Source organism: Longitalea luteola, from assembly GCF_017356035.1.
Taxonomy (GTDB): domain Bacteria; phylum Bacteroidota; class Bacteroidia; order Chitinophagales; family Chitinophagaceae; genus Niastella; species Niastella luteola.
Map to the genome: position 1 here is coordinate 279,286 of NZ_JAFIQX010000009.1, position 16,005 is coordinate 295,290.

A 16,005-nucleotide genomic window follows, 5' to 3' on the forward strand; every position below is an offset into this window, starting at 1 on the left:
GCTCTTAATAGTCATTGTTTTGAACCAGATTCGGATTTAACTGGATCTGCCGCAATGGTATCGGAAATAAATAATGCATTCTTTTAAAATTGCGGTTAGCCGCAGCATCGATCAGAACGGCTTTTACATCGCCATACCTGGTAGAGATGGTCGTTTCTGCAGGAGCAGTACCGGTCTCATAATTCTTTTGAATATACAGGCTGGTTGTACTGTCGGTTCCCGGGTGTTCTTTTGACGCTACTTTGAACTCAGTTTCATAATTAGCACCGCCTACCACCATACCACAGACATCCTGGTTCAACTGGCGCTCGGCAATGCCCCAACGTTTGAGGTCATCAAAACGGAAGCATTCACCGTATAATTCCACCGTACGCTCACGTCTGATCTCTTCGAGCATATTCAGGCCATTATTATCAACCAGGGCATTGGTGAGTGGCGCCACACCGGCTCTTGCCCGCAACAGGTTGACAGAGCTGTTAAGGTCGGCATCGCTGATGGCGCCGTTCTTTTCCATCAAAGCTTCGGCATAGATCAGGTATACTTCGGCCAACCGGATCTGCGGATAATCCTGCGATTCCTGGCCGCTGCTGCGGTATGTAGGATAGTTGTTGGCGGAGAATTTATAATTCGTATAGCCCAGTTTTCCGTCCAATGTAATTGATCCATTCGCAGGCACAGTTCCGCTTCCCAGTACATAACTCAGCAACCGCAAATCCCTGCCCTGGTATTCATCTGATACTTTCTGATAGCCTTTAAAGTTGGGCGACTTGCTCACCGGCAATCCATCTGTGCACAGGTACATGTCCATCATTTTGCGGCTGGGCAGGATACGGGTTTGCATCGTATGCGACAACAGGATGCCACCGGGGCGCAGTTTATTGTCGTAGATGCTTTTGAGGATAAACTCACTGTTGGTGGTTTTATCGAGGCCTGCCGGGTTTCCACCCGATCCATCTATATTGAACAGAAAATAATTACTGCGGTTCAGCATAGCGCCGTTGCTGTTATAGTTCCATAGTCTATAACCGCCGTTCTGCATTACGTCTTTAGCCAGGCTTATTGCTTCGGTTAAAAACTGGTTTACCTGGTCTGAAGCCGGTCCGGCAGAACCTTTGAAATCTGTAGTGACGCCGGTATACTTTCGCCAGGTAGCTTCATACAATAATACGCGGGCTTTGAATGCTTCCGCAGCCCATTTGCTTACATGGCCTTTTTCTTCGGCCGGGATCGACTGCTCGGTAGGAAGGCCGGCGATGGCTTCATCCAGATCGGCCAGGATCTGATCGACTACTTCATAACGGCTATTACGCGGTGCGCTTAATTCAGCACCGCCTACGTCGGGCACCGTCGTAATGATGGGAACACCGCCGAAGCGCTTGAGCAGGAAGAAATGGTGCCATGCCCGGAAGAATTTAGCAGCAGCTACATATTGCTTTATCTCTTCTTTTTTTCCGGGATAGGCTTCTGCTTTATTAAGAACGATATTTATGCTACGGATATAAGCATAAGGATTATTCCAGTAGATATCGTCAAGTGGGGCGTTAAAGGCGCCCCGGCCATATTTTACCGGGGGTTCATCGCCAATATATGCTGTAAGATCTGAACCCAGGTCCATAAAATGAAAGATATTGCTACCATCGATCGGCTCCCAGCTGATCATTTTTTCATAAAAATCATTGGTAGCAAGTTTGAAATGGTCAGGTTTAGTGAAATAAACGGCTTCGCTTATTCTATCTTCAGGTTTAAGGTCAAGGAAATTTTTCGTGCATGCACCGGCGCCTAACATCAGAGCGCCGATAGCTGCAGGAATAATAAAGTTTTTCATTTGTAGAATTTTTACACTCATCTGATATCAGGATTATAAACCAAGGTTAACGCCAAAGGACCAGGTTCTCATAAACGGATAGCCGTTCAATTGGGAATCAGTGCCCTGCTCAGGATCGAATCCGTCTTTAATAGAGGTTAACTCAAACAGGTCGTTGCCTGAGAAATAAACCCGCACTCGCTCGAGTTTTGCCCTTGAAACAATTGATTCCGGCAGCGTATATCCTACGATCAGGGATTTCAAACGAACATACCGGTTGTTTTGCAGCATGAAATCATTGTTCTGGTAATTCCATTTGGCACGGTCTTTATTTACAGTAAGTCTTGGATACCTGGCACCGGTATTTTCAGGCGTCCAGGTATTTCCGAGGAAGCTTGCATTTAGGTTGGTATACTTATCCCAGAACGGGTAGGCCAGTGCGCCCGTGCGCTGAACGTATTGCTCGCCCACGCCTTGCAGGAATGCTGAGAAGTCTATGCCCTTCCAGGCGCCGCCGAGGGTAATTCCGAATGTATAATGTGGTGCGTTGTCGCCCTTATATTGTATATCTTTCTGATCGATGATCTGGTCGCCATTGACATCGCGTTTGCGCGTGTCGCCAGGCCGAAGCGAGATATCACCGCTCTGCTGTTCAGGTATATCTCCTCTTGCAATGGCCTGGTACCTGTTGTAATAAAGATCAACCATTTTCTGATCGGTAAAAAAGCCTCTGGTTGAATACATGAACCAGGAGTTCAGCGGGTGACCTTCTACGGCAGCAACTAATCCCGGATTGGGAGACGCAGCACCATCAAGGGCCACCAGTTTGTTGCGGCTGTCAGATACATTCACCGATACATTATAGCTGAATTCACCGATCTTATCGCGCCAGCCCAACATGGCTTCCCAACCTTTTACTTCGAGTACACCATTGTTTGTCTGAGGCGCATCGCCGCCTAACACTGCCGGATATATGATGTTGATCAACATCCCATCGTTCTTCTTCTTATAAACATCTAACCTTGCCGTCAGGCGGTTGCGGTACATGATCAGGTCCATACCCAGATTCGTCATGCTTACGCGCTCCCAGGTACGGTCATTACTGGTGAGGCCGTTCCTGTTTAACTGCGCAACGGTTTGCCTGGAGGCTACGCTACCAAAGATAGTAGAGCGCATAACGATGTCGGAGATATAATCGTAGTCGCCGATATTAACGTTATTTCCCATTACGCCATAACCACCGCGGATTTTCAGGTAGTTCAGGTCCGGGATGTCAAGGTCCCTGATAAAGTTTTCATTGGTCAACACCCAGCCTGCAGACACATCGTAGAAGTTAGACCATTTATTACCGGGTGCAAAACGGGAAGAACCGTCACGACGTCCCAACAACTCAACCAGGTATTTGCCTCTGAAAGAGTAGTTCAACCGGCTGATATAGGAATACATACCCCATTGATTGCGGCCGCCTCTTCCTTCTACATAATCGGTGGGGGCAACATTCAGGTCATACACACCCTCATTACCGATATTGGTACGGTATGCATACAAACTCTTATAGTCGTTCTTCTCAGCATTGATACCCGCCATAGCTATGATGCGATGGCCGCCAAATGATTTGGTGTAGCGCAATAAACCGGTATAGTTCTGGTATAAGGTATTATCTGATTGCGCCCTGATGTCAGAGATGGTATTTATATTCTTCGATGCGAGTGTACCGTCCCAGCGATAGGTGGGCACCGTCAGCTGGTAGTTATCCATCCGGTACTGATTTACCTGGTAAGAAACAGTACCTTCCGCTTCAAGGCCCTTCAACAGCTGGGCTGTACCTTTTATGTCGGCCCTTACCAGGTCATTGGCCCTGATATCTCTTCCGCCGTCGGTAGTGGCTGCCGTTGAGTTCCTATCACCCACATTGAAATTGGCATACCACTGGCCGTATGGATTTTTGGCCGGGAACAAGGCGGGATCCCATGCAATAAGCTCCATGCGCAAACTGGTGGAAGGAGCAGAAGTGATATCTTTCTGATACGTTACACCGGTTTGCAATTTCACTTTTTCACTCAGCTTATAATCATAGTTCAGACGAACATTGTATTGTTTGCGGCCATCGTAAGCAGTGGCCAGGGGCGCGCGGTTATCAGCATAGGCGGCTGACAGGCGGAAGGCGGTTCTGTCGGTAGAACCCGAAACACTGATATTATGCTGTTGCGAAAGGCGGGTAGCAAATAATTCATCGTAGCGATTGGCATTGCCAATGAAAATATCGCCCCACTCATTGGTTGAATAAATGCCTTCGTAACCTTCCTGCATTTTCTTCAGGTTATCCATCGACCTCCAGTTCCAGTAATCTTTCTTGATATCAGCATTAACGGCTTCGATCCACATAGCAGCATATTCCGTCATCGTAGCGGCAGGCGTTTTAATACCGAGGGTATTGATGCGGGCATTGTAACCATAATCAATTTTTATTTTGCCTTTACCGCGTTTAGTTGTAACCAGGATAACGCCATTGGCAGCGCGGCTACCGAAGATTGCGGCCATACCATCCTTTAACAGGTTCACCGATTCAATATCATCGGGGTTCATGGTATAAAACATATTGTTATCGGCAACAGGTATTCCATCGATAACGATCAGGGGAGAACCGCCATTCACAGAGGTAACGCCACGGATCTGCATGTTCAATGTTTCATTGCCCGGGCGGGAAGATGTTCTGGTGATCACCAGGCCGGGTGTACTACCCTGCAGGGCCAGCGCCGGATTGGTTACCGCTCTGCTTTCAAAAGTCCTGTTATTCACGGGTTCGAGCGCACCGGTAACCGTTGCTTTTTTCGACATACCATAACCTACTACTACCTGCTCTTCCATGGGGGCCTGGGTGGTAGCTAATTTGATCACGAAGTCTGTCTGATTGCCTACAGGCACCAGTTTGTCGTCGCAACCTACATATGATATCACCAGGATAGATCCTGGACCATCCACCATCATAACGAATGTACCATCGGCTTTGGTCATTACCGAATTGGCTTTGCCCTTTTCATTTACGTTGGCATTTGCCAATGGCTGACCGGTTTCAGACAATACCTTACCGGTGATCTTTATCGGGGGAAAATTCAACCGTACGGGTTTTTCAACGGTTACAGTAGGAGCCGGCGGGCGGGTAACCACTGTTTCCTTAACAACAACTATGTTGTTGTTGATGATGGTGTATGACAGGGGCTGGTTCCTGAAACAATGATCCAGCACCTGCTGAACAGAAGCGTTCTTTACATTTATATTGACCTTATCGGCCTTTTGCAATAACACTTCGCGGTAAACAAACGTATATCCCGTTTGCTTCTTGATCTCCTTAAAGACCTGTTTTAATGAAATGTTCTCACCTGACATGGTAACCTTTTGGGCATACACGCCTGCGGTAAGATTCAAACAGGTGGCTAATAGAAAAATGGTTAGGTAATTCATTAGGATCAGTTCTTTTCGCCCCACCTTTATTTTCTGCAAATAGCGGTGGAGGCAATGAATTAAATACATAAATTTGGATTTAACCCCCTGATGTTGCAGTCAGGGGTGTTGGGGTTAAACAATAAGGATATCAGCATCATTTATTGCCTTAACCTGAATTCGCCAAACCGCACCGATCGCCTTCGGGGCGGTTTTTCTTTCAGGTTTTACGCTGAACGCCTAACGCACAACGCATAACGCTGGTTACGGACATGGCATCGCCATATCGAGTTATAGCTAAACAGTCGTCTATAAATCTCAATGCCTGCGCTTATCGCTGTATTGGCGTTCAAGCGTTTTGCGTTCCGCGTTCTGCGTTAATATTTTTTATATGGATCGTCTTGTGGCTGCAAAAGGATTGAAATAGTGGCAGCCAGACCTGAGTAAAGTCGTTTGTAATGGATGCCCAATGTAGGGGCGCCTGCTCCATGGTAATAGTGGAGCCTTTCTGGTTCAGTTTTACATTCCCTGTTATGGTTCATAACAGAGACGGCCTCAAATAGGATATGCATATAAAAGGGGTTATTTTACAATGACCTTTCTTCCCTGGATGCTGAATTTCGCACTGCCTGATTCCTCCAATACTTTCAACACATCTGATAACCTCGTGTTCCTTGAGATCTCAACAAACAGGGGATCGTTTTTCACTGAGGCGCCCTGATAAACTACCTCTACATCATACCATCTTGCCAACTGGCGCATGACCGTTCTTACATCGGCATTCTCAAAATGAAATAAACCGTTTTTCCATGCAACCACATCGTCAACATCTGTTTTACGAACCTGGATCTGGTTGTTAACAGATTGCTTCGTTCTTGCTGATCCTGCTGGTATCACTGCCTGTTCTCCCGGTCGTAATATGGCTGTCTGGTCATTTACTGCCGACGTTGACCTGACCGAACCTCCTTTTACGACCTTCACTTTTCCTTCCAGCAAAGTTGTTTTAATGGCGCTTTCGTCATTGTAGGCATTTACATTGAAATGCGTTCCCAGCACCTCAACCCGCATATCTCCTTTTTCAACAATAAAAGGCATTTTAGGGTTATGCGCTACTTCAAAGTAAACTTCGCCTGTAATTTGTACCCTTCTTTCATTCCCCCGGAAAGCAATGGGGTAATGAATAGAAGATTGCGCATTCAGCCACACTTTTGAACCATCGGGCAACGCCAGCTGGTATTGTCCGCTTCGCGGTGTGGCCAGACTGTTCCAGGACAATGGCCCTTCGCCTTTGTTGCTATCATCCGGCGAATACACCAGTTGTCCTTCCTCCGGCTTAAGCACTTCTGCATTATCCTGCTTTGCTATCATCCCGTTTGCAGCATTGTCAAGATCGATGGTAGTGCCATCTGCCAGGGTAAGCACTGCTTTATTAGTTCCCGGCGCTACATCATTTACCAGTACATCTGTTTTTGCAACACCTGATGCGGCCGGTTGCTTCTTCATTAAATAGTAGCCGGCTCCTGATACAATGATCAGTACGGCGGCCGCAGTCCACCATGTTCTGCCACGAAATCGTCGAACTGGCGCGTACGGCATTTCTTCCGCGGCTTCGATACTTTGCAGCAAGCTTGTTTCCATGGTCGCCTGCACTGATTCTTTTTCTCCTTCCTCCCATTGCAGTTCCCCCGTGTTGATCAGTTCCTGGTACCATGCATCAACAAGCTGCTCTTCAGCTGCGGAAGTTTCTCCGCTGCTGAACCTTCTCAAAAGATCTGTTGCCAGTTGTTCATTCATAAGCGAGCATATTAGAAATTCAGGCAACGTATATACTGTCCGGTGAAAATGTCCGAGGGGGTAAAAAAATTAAAAAAATTTCTTTTTTTTTATTTCGCCCCCGGAATACAGGTATATCTTACCCGAATCAGGTAATAAACAAACAATTCGTTCACTCACATATATAAAAATATGAAATACAATTGCAGCAATTCAAATAAAAGCAGGCGCAGGAACACCTGTTACTTCAACCATTGAATAAGCAGCACCGCCAAGGTAGTAGCGTTATGGCTTATTGATGTTTTAATAATATGTAAAGCATGTTGAATATGCTTCTTTACCGTTTCATCAGAAATGCCAAGGCGTTCGGCAATTTCTTTATGGCTAAGATGATGCTTTCGGCTGAGCTGGTATACTTCCCTCATTTTTTGCGGCATTTGATCAACGGCCGACTGAATGACGGTTTGCAACTCTTTTATTTGTAATTGCGATTCCACATCGGGTGGTTGGTAATGGACAAGCATGTCGGTTAACAGAACCAGGTAATCGCGCCGCGTAATATTCTTCTCTATATATTTAATGACACTGTACTTAACACTCGTTTGCAGGTAAGCGGCCAGGGAGCCGGTTATCCTGAGGTCGTGGCGGCGATTCCAGATCGATAAAAAAATGTCCTGAACCAGATCGGCAGCATCCGTTTTTGATCGAAGCGCTTTTGCAGCAGTTGTAAATAATGCATGCCAGTAACGGCGATAGAGCATGGTAAATGCATCTTTGTCTCCACCGGCTACCTGCGAGAGTAATATTTCATCGGTATGTATTACTACTGCTTCCAATAAGGCCTTGTACTTAGCGCGTAAAAGTAATACAAAAACTCATAATAGGTAACGCTCTAAAAAGATTATGCATCATATAATCGTTATTTAAGAGATGTGCAACGTACAGGCCTATGGCTTTATTATTTCTGAACAGCCAGATATAATAAAAAAAGATCCCCTCCCGAGACATCGGAAGGAGATCCTGTTATTGGCTAAACATTTTTATTACAACACGATCAGTTTGGAAATATAAATGCCATTTATTTTCAGCAGGTAAATTCCACCTTTTACTTTCCTGTCGAGCTGTACCTGAATAGTACCATTATTATTAGGTAACGTATTCTGATATGCTACTCTGCCGAACAGGTCGGTAAGGGTAACCTGAATGTTGTTGCCGATCAGGTAATCAGGCGTTTTTACATAGAAACGTCCGTTAAATACCGGATTGGGGTAAGCTACTACATCTTCGATAGCATCACCTTCATTGCAATAACCCAGTTTATCGCCATGTTTCAAATGCGCTGCTACTGCACTGGCAGCAATGCAGTCGCTTTTGCCGTTGTGACAGATCACCACTTTATCGTTGCGGTTGCCACATTGTACATTTATCTTTTTGATGGTGATAGATGCTGTGGTCTGGCATCCCCTGGCATCAGAAATCTTCACGGTATATGTACCGGCTGCAGAAAGATTGACAGACTCGGTTGTCTGGTTATTGCTCCACGCATAGGTGTAAGGCGCGGAACCGCCGACCGGTTTGGCTGTAATGTTCAGCGATGTAGGTCCATACCCGATATAAATGGTATTTTGTTCAATACCTGATCCGTTTACAGCGTATACATCGGGAATGGTGGCTGTCAACTGTACGGGGTTGGTATCATCACAATCAGTATTGTTCAGTACACCACAGGCTACAAGGGTAGCGGCACCCAGGCCATCGCCATCGTTGTCGGCATACATCAGCTTCGCGTCATCGCAATCTGTATTATTAGCTGCATAACCTTCAGGCGCGGTTGAAACACACAGCATAGCTGTAGCAGCAGAACCGAAACCATCGTGGTCGGCATCAACATAGTACAATACCGGATGCTGAACTGCTGCATCATTGTCGTTACAGTCGCTGTTGCTGGTTGAATAACCTGCAGGTGCATCGTTCTGTGCAAATAATACGGCAGCGCCTGCACCGGCGCCATCTGCATCCACGTCAGCGTAAAACGCTTTGTTGATGGTCAGTTGCTGCGAAACAGTGTCAGCATTCAGGTAATACACATCGCCTGTTGCGGTTGCACTGATGGTAACGATACCCGCTTTTACAACGTGTACTTTTCCATCTACAATCTTAGCAATACTCGTATCTGAGCTGGTATATTGTACAGGCAATTGTGAACTGGTGGTAGCGCCCGCTTCAAAATCAGCAGCATCAACCATTACCGGTTCCAGTGCGTCGAAATGGATGGTTTGGGTACCGGCGTTCAACAAATTAAATACAGGGAAATTGTCAACACCTGCATAGCTTACCTGCCAGTTGGTACCGGCCGCAGCCTGCGGTGCGCTCAGGGTATCAAACACCTTGTCTGAAGAAGCCAGACGCATGGCGGCAGCTGCATCACATTCTGCATTGGCATCGGTTGTATTATAGCCGAAGGTAATATCGGTAGCAGTAGCGCTGGCCGGTTGAATGCTCCAGCTTCTGTTGATGGCATTGGCTGCATATTGCTGTCCTATTGCCAGATCACCTGCTTTTACATTTGCCGTGAATACGGTAGCAGCAGCTGGTTTCACCGTTACCGGGTTGTAGCTGGTAGCAGTTCCGATCCACAATGGTGTAGCCACATTCGCATTTACTTTTTGCGTTATGGTACCGCTTTGGTTGTCGCCTTTGAAAGCAAACCATTGTGTTGGTGCACCACCGCCTATGAATTTAATGCCGGTTGGTTTAGTACTATAATTACCGGTTGAAATTATCGTAATGCTGGTAACTACTCCATCGGTGAGGTTAGCAACAGCATAGGTAGGCGCCAGGTTGTTCGACAATGTACCGCCGGTGAAAACCACAGCCGGAGGGGTTGCATAACCTGCACCACCGTTCCCTACGAATGCATAGGTACCTACTACCGGATTGCTGCCATTAAAGGTTACACCACCCAAACCGGTTGCTACGGCTTCGGTACCAGTGAAATCACTGGTGTTGATACTCTGCCCGGCACTGGCTGTGTTCAGGTTCAATGCTTCGGTTGAACCGTCGATGATGCCGGTATCACCTACATTGATGCTGATCTTTTGAGTAGCCATATAACGGAAGAGCCGGACCGTAGATCCGAGCTTTAATTTTCCATTCACGTTCACGATCACTTCGTTATTGCTGCTGTTCTGGTTGGTAGCCAGGTTAAACTGCGCAGAAGAGCAATCGAGGGTACCATTGATATTATAGGTCATGACACCACCGGTATTTGTATAACCCGACAGGCCATACCCGGGGCTGTACCAGCCATGGAAAGAACCGCGCTCATCATTACCATTTATCTTCACCGTTTTGCCGGCATTGATGGTAAGCGTTTTGGCGCCGGAACCATTGTTCCCGTTCTGCAAGCTCAGGCTGCTCACGGTTGTACCTGCGTAGTTACGCACTTCCATATCCATATCGATCACGATATGCTGATTGGAGCTTTGGTTACTGTTGGGTGTGAAACGGGCTATATTCATAACACCATTACCCGTGAACGTGGTTGTTCCGGAGCCGGCTACAAAGACCCTGATACCTGAACCGATAGTGGTAACGGCAGAACCTGCAGGCGCACCGAGACGTCCATTGATAGAAAGCGCCGTAGCTTTATTGGTAACAAGACTGAACACACTTCCTGCAGGAGCGGTTGTGGCAGCCAGCACGCCTGTACCGGTAATTGAAAGATCATTTATCGTAAGCGTATTTGACATGGTATGGGTACCATCAATTACGTACAGCCCAGAAACAGTAAGGGCAACCTGTTGTAACAGGGTGCCTCCATTGTATACTGTGCAGTTCTTTGCCTGGCCGGCCGTGCCGGCTAATGTGACCGTGTGCCCTGCAAGCATGTGAACGTTTTTTGTGTTGTTGGGTGCTGTTGTGGTGGTTCCACTATAGCCGCCGTTCCCATCGGCAATGTTCCAGGTTCCGCCGTTCCAGTTCATATTGCCCGATGATACATAATCACCCGCAGCAATGCCCGTAATGGTGAGCGTTTGCGACACATTGGATGCTGCGGCATACGCATCATTACCTTCCTGTGAGGCGGTAATGGTTACCACACCTGAACCTACGATGCGGATCTTATTGTCAACGATCGTAGCAACGTTCGCATTCGAACTGGTGTAGGTCACTGGTAATCCTGAGCTGGCAGAAGCACCTGCATCAAAATCCGCGTCGCCTAATTTCTTGGTAGGCAGGGTGCCGAAATTGATGGTTTGCGATTCCAGGCTTCCTACGAATGACAGCGAGAAACTATTGATCGAAAATGCATTGCTGGCGCCTGTAATGAATACGCGCATGCTTTGCACCCCGGCCTGCAGGGTAAAGGCAGATCCTACTGTGATCTCGCGCCAATCCTGCGCACCATTTGAATAAAGAGTTCCGTAAGGTACATTGAACTGGCCCGTCCTGTCGGTTCCATCAAACTCTACTTTAAGCGCGCCATTGGCAGCCACAGCTGCATACCGCATCTTCAACTTGTAAGTACCTGCAGCAGGCACAGCAACCGTATAGTTGATCCATTCGCCGTTCTCGAGGTTTGTTACATCGTAACCACCTTCTGAACAGGTTTCAATATCCACTGCTTCGGCAGTTCTGTATTGTCCGCCGGTATTGGCAGCTGTTTTATCATTGTATGTTTTACCCTGGCCATTGAGCACGAAGTGGTCGAAATTCTCCGCTTCAATTTTGCCGGGCACCATATTCATTTTATACACCCGTTTACCGTTTACAAACTCAACGGGGTCGCCGGGAGAATTGTCGGGTCTGCGGAAAGTTAAACCGCCCCAGCCTGGAAAATCAACCTGGAATCCCTGTCCTTCCAAACCAGATTCCCTGGTTGAAATGTCGAACACACGTTGCAGCCATTTGTACCTGTCGGGGCTAAGGCCAACACGATCACGATAGTGCGCCAGCGCCATTTCATGGAAAGGATATTCGCTGAATTTGAAATTGGTTCCGCGCAGTAATTTGGTGAATTCCTTTTCTGAATAAGGATTTACTTTCTTCGAGAACCAGCGGCCGCTGCGATCGCGCCGTTGAATGAACTCACCATTTTCAACAGTGGGCTCCCACGGTGTTGGCTGGTCGGGGAAAGAATAGTGGAGCGACGCATTGTAGCGCATGCCCCATTCTATACCGAGCAATGGGCGATAGTCGAGGAAACTATACATATCATCGCCCTGGTTCCAGGCAATTTCACACATGGTGTTGATGATTGAAACGCCACTGATGGTATGCGACTGGTCCCTGGACGCTTCCTGGCACTGACCGTTTTCCCAAATGTAATTGGCAATTGGTTCATTGTAGCCATAATCAGGCGTTGTGCCAATGATATTAGTCGCGCTGAATTCATCGTAATACTCGTATGTAGCCGATGGAGTGGCTGAAGTAGACCGCGGACCAGATGGATAGGGCAGATCATCGGGACGGTGCGGCATACCCATCATATAACGGAGCGCGCGATCGTACATGATCTCATTATCGAGGAAAATACCCATGGCCATGATACCCCGCATGGCAAAGATACCCTGGTTACCATGACGGCCCGGATCGCCATTATACATATACCAGTAAAAGGTGGCATCTTCTGCATTGATAGCGGCTGTTGGTTCAACGGTAGTTGAATAACCGGGATACACCAGCATCGCCTTGAATTTGTTGATGTCGCCCTGTGACCAGCCGGTGTAAGTGCTTTTGATGATCTCGGCGCCTTCCAGCATTTTCCAGATCACGCGGCCGGCATCCAACGCCTTGGTACCGTTTGATGAAATGTGGTTGAGGTTTGACCATGCATTGAAGATCTGTACACTTTTCAGCGCATGCCTTTCATCTCCGGTAATGTACCACATGATGGCATTGTAATAGGAAGCCAATGCATCGTACTTGAATTTTTCATAATTGTAACCAGCTTCTGAAGAAGGTTCTACCAGCCGGGTAACGCCGGGGCTGCCCTGTACCACATAGTTGTAGCTGGCATAAGGATTTTGAGATAAGTTCTGGAAAGATTTTCTCCAGGGATCACGGCCTGCCTGCACCATATACTTCATACGTTCCAGGTCAGATTTTTTATGGCTGAGACCGGGATGCGCAAAACTACGCTGGGCAGAAGCCGTTTGATTAAAAGCCATCGTCAGCAGCAGGACGACAGGCAACATTTGTATGATGATTTTCATCTTTAACCATCTATACAAAGCATAGTATGGAAAAGTCTGGGTAAAGATTTTCATGGATAGATTGACTGTTTAAATTAGGGTAATCGAACTACTGATGGGTACCCGGTAATACTGGTTTTTCATAGTAAGATCAATTACCGGGTGAGGGTTTAAGTTGTTAGTTGGCTTGGTTTTTCATAAAAATCAGTTTACTAGGGTTGAACAATACGGTTTGGGTTTGGGGTTGTTGTAATAGCTATCGGAATTACTGTACAATAATCTTTTTGTCTTCAATGGTGAACCGGGCGCCGCCTGCCAGGTTGAGCACTTTCAGTACATCTGACAAGTTGGTGTGGCGCGACACTTCAAAGAACAGGGGATCGCTTTTATCAAGATCTTTTTTATACACCACCTGAACATCGTACCAGCGCGACAACTGGCGCATCACGGTTTGGATATCGGCCCTCTCAAAATGGAACATACCGTTCTTCCAGGCCATTACATCATTTACATCTACGTGCTTCACCTGCACGCCGTCTGTTGCCAGTTTATTTGACCGGCCGCCACCAATGGTTGCCTGTTCGCCCGGACTTAAGACAGCCGAAGCACCTTCTGCCTGGGCCTTGTTGTTTTTTGCGGTAGCTTCATTGGTTGTGGTTGTAGCTTTAACGATCTTAACCTTTCCTTCGAGGAGGGTGGTTTTAACTGCTTCTTCGTCATCATACGCATTTATGTTAAAATGTGTTCCCAATACTTGCACCTGTCCCAGGTGGCCGCGAGCTGAACGGATGTCAACCAGGAATGGTATTCTTTTTCCATCCTTCGCAGTAACCAGTTTGGCTACTTCAAAATAGGCTTCACCGGTAACCTGCACTTTCCTTTCTTTGGCATCAAAAGCCGTTGGGTAGGTTATAGAGGAAGCCGCGTTCAGCCAAACTTTACTTCCGTCTGGTAATACAATTCTGTATTCACCCCCTTTGGGAGTGCTTAATGTATTATAAGCCATAGCCGGTTTGCCATCATCTGATGCGGTACTGCCCTGCCCTGCTGCTTTTTCATACTTCAGCTGTCCGTTCTTCAGCTTAACCACATTGGCATTTCCTTCGCGGGCTACGATCCCGTTCTCTTCATTATCGAGCACAATGGTAGCGCCATTGGCAAGCGTAAGCAGGGCTTTATTACCACCGGGAGCAACATCGTTTTTTACATTTACGGTTGTTGCCAACTGCGTTTTTGTCGTGTTTGTCAACCACAGCCAGCCGGCGGTCGTAAGCAGCAACAGGATGACGGCAGCAGCTGCGATGCGGCCAAAAGCCAGGCGGCGTACCTGTGTGGTTGCCATAGTAACAACCGGCGTTTCATCGGCCTCAAAGATCGACTGTAAGATGGCCTGGGCGGTAGTTTCAGGCATCTGGTGCTTTACAGGTCTTTCCTGTATCATCTTTTCTATCAATTGCTGCACCGCTTCGTCGTTACCGCTCTCCTGCAACAACCGCATCAGTTCCTCTTTTTCTTCCGGTGTACAGGTCTTGTTCGCATACCTGTTCAATAAATATTCCAGCGATGAAGCCATAAACAATACTTAGTTCTTTTGAAATTTTAGCACATTTGGGTTATACGTATAATAGAGACTACTGCACAAACCTGTTTGGGTGAGCCGGGGGGAAAATTTTTTTCAAAAATTTTCCTATTGCTGATTTCTGATTTCCTGATTTCAAGATTTGCCCAGATTGAACACTCCTATTAATATCCAAATCTCCGATTGCTGATTTCGAGATTTCGGGATTTCGAGATTTTGAGATTTTGAGATTTTGAGATTTTGAGATTTTGAGATTTACTCAAAATTTGAACACTTTTATCAATTCCACATCTCCCCGACATCAGAAATCTCATAATCAAGAAATCAGGAAATCAGGAAATCAGGAAATCAGAAATCTCCTTAATAGTGGCGTATTAAAATCATTAAAGCAATGGAAACGTCGAGGCGGGTGAGGCAATAGGTCCTGATGCTGCGCATCGCCTGTGCCAGGTGTGATTTTACAGTTTCGGGTGACAACTGAAGCGCAGCGGCAGCTTCTTCTCTTTTAAGTCCTTCTTTTTTGATTAGGTTGTATACCTGCTTTTGCTGCTCCGGCAGGCGGTCGATGGCAGCCTGCAAAATGCGGGTGTATTCATTGTTCAGCACCCGGTCTTCCGTATCGTGGTTATAGAACGGGGTTCCCTCCATGGCATTCTCTTCGAGAGATTCTTTACGGGCAATGCGTTTCAAAGCAGTGAATACATAATTGCGGGTGATGGTGAACAGGTAAGCCCGGAAATGGGTCACTTCATGAAGCATGTTCCTTTTCACCCATACTTTTAGAAATACATCCTGTACAATTTCTTCCGACACGGCCGTGGAGTCCGTTAATTCATAAGCAATGGAGTAAATTTTATGGCGGTAATTATTATAGATCTCTGTAAAAGCATTCTTATTACCCTCAGCCACCAGCTTCAGTAATTCAATCTCATTGTATGCGGATTGGGATGACAACGGCTTTTAAGCGTTAAAATTACAGGTAAATAAGTTTAGCATTCGCAAATCAACGGAGCTAAACTACGGCGTTTAACCTATTATAAAAATAAATTTTTATTGTGGCAGCATTGTTGCCATTAACCTGTTAAAGATGAAACGTTTAAATCAATGTGCTGATGTGCTGATTAGCTAATGTGCTAATAGAATCACCGCAACGCCGTCAATCGGAATCGAACTAAGCAATGTGCTGATGTGCTGATTAGCTAATGTGCTGA

The 16,005-nt window shown here is 46.7% G+C and carries 7 protein-coding genes; all 7 read right to left on the reverse strand.

Annotated features, from left to right (window positions below):
• Positions 1-4: 4 nt before the first annotated feature.
• Positions 5-1,825: a RagB/SusD family nutrient uptake outer membrane protein gene (locus JUB15_RS20915; protein ID WP_207514598.1), complete on the reverse strand. Its 1,821-nt coding sequence runs from the start codon at positions 1,823-1,825 to the stop codon at positions 5-7.
• A gap of 33 nt (positions 1,826-1,858) precedes the next feature.
• A complete protein-coding gene (locus JUB15_RS20920; protein ID WP_242696450.1) occupies positions 1,859-5,266 on the reverse strand; it encodes a SusC/RagA family TonB-linked outer membrane protein in 3,408 nt (1,135 codons plus the stop codon).
• Between the two features lie 561 nt (positions 5,267-5,827).
• Positions 5,828-7,039, reverse strand: a complete 1,212-nt coding sequence (locus JUB15_RS20925) for a FecR family protein (RefSeq protein ID WP_207514600.1) — start codon at positions 7,037-7,039, stop codon at positions 5,828-5,830.
• Between the two features lie 221 nt (positions 7,040-7,260).
• Positions 7,261-7,854: an RNA polymerase sigma factor gene (locus JUB15_RS20930; RefSeq protein WP_207514601.1), complete on the reverse strand. Its 594-nt coding sequence runs from the start codon at positions 7,852-7,854 to the stop codon at positions 7,261-7,263.
• Positions 7,855-8,061: 207 nt separating this feature from the next.
• Complete coding sequence (locus JUB15_RS20935) at positions 8,062-13,236, reverse strand: carbohydrate-binding protein (RefSeq protein WP_207514602.1); 5,175 nt, start codon at positions 13,234-13,236, stop codon at positions 8,062-8,064.
• Positions 13,237-13,480: 244 nt separating this feature from the next.
• Entirely contained in the window at positions 13,481-14,788 is a 1,308-nt protein-coding gene (locus JUB15_RS20940) for a FecR family protein (RefSeq protein ID WP_207514603.1), read from the reverse strand.
• A gap of 366 nt (positions 14,789-15,154) precedes the next feature.
• Complete coding sequence (locus JUB15_RS20945) at positions 15,155-15,748, reverse strand: RNA polymerase sigma factor (RefSeq protein WP_207514604.1); 594 nt, start codon at positions 15,746-15,748, stop codon at positions 15,155-15,157.
• Positions 15,749-16,005 lie beyond the last annotated feature (257 nt).

What these genes read in the sequence shown, in the direction of transcription:
- JUB15_RS20915 (WP_207514598.1), bottom strand. Translation starts at nt 1,825, where the DNA reads ATGAAAAACTTTATTATTCCTGCAGCTATCGGCGCTCTGATGTTAGGC.
- JUB15_RS20920 (WP_242696450.1), bottom strand. Translation starts at nt 5,266, where the DNA reads ATGAATTACCTAACCATTTTTCTATTAGCCACCTGTTTGAATCTTACC.
- JUB15_RS20925 (WP_207514600.1), bottom strand. Translation starts at nt 7,039, where the DNA reads ATGAATGAACAACTGGCAACAGATCTTTTGAGAAGGTTCAGCAGCGGA.
- JUB15_RS20935 (WP_207514602.1), bottom strand. Translation starts at nt 13,236, where the DNA reads ATGAAAATCATCATACAAATGTTGCCTGTCGTCCTGCTGCTGACGATG.
- JUB15_RS20940 (WP_207514603.1), bottom strand. Translation starts at nt 14,788, where the DNA reads ATGGCTTCATCGCTGGAATATTTATTGAACAGGTATGCGAACAAGACC.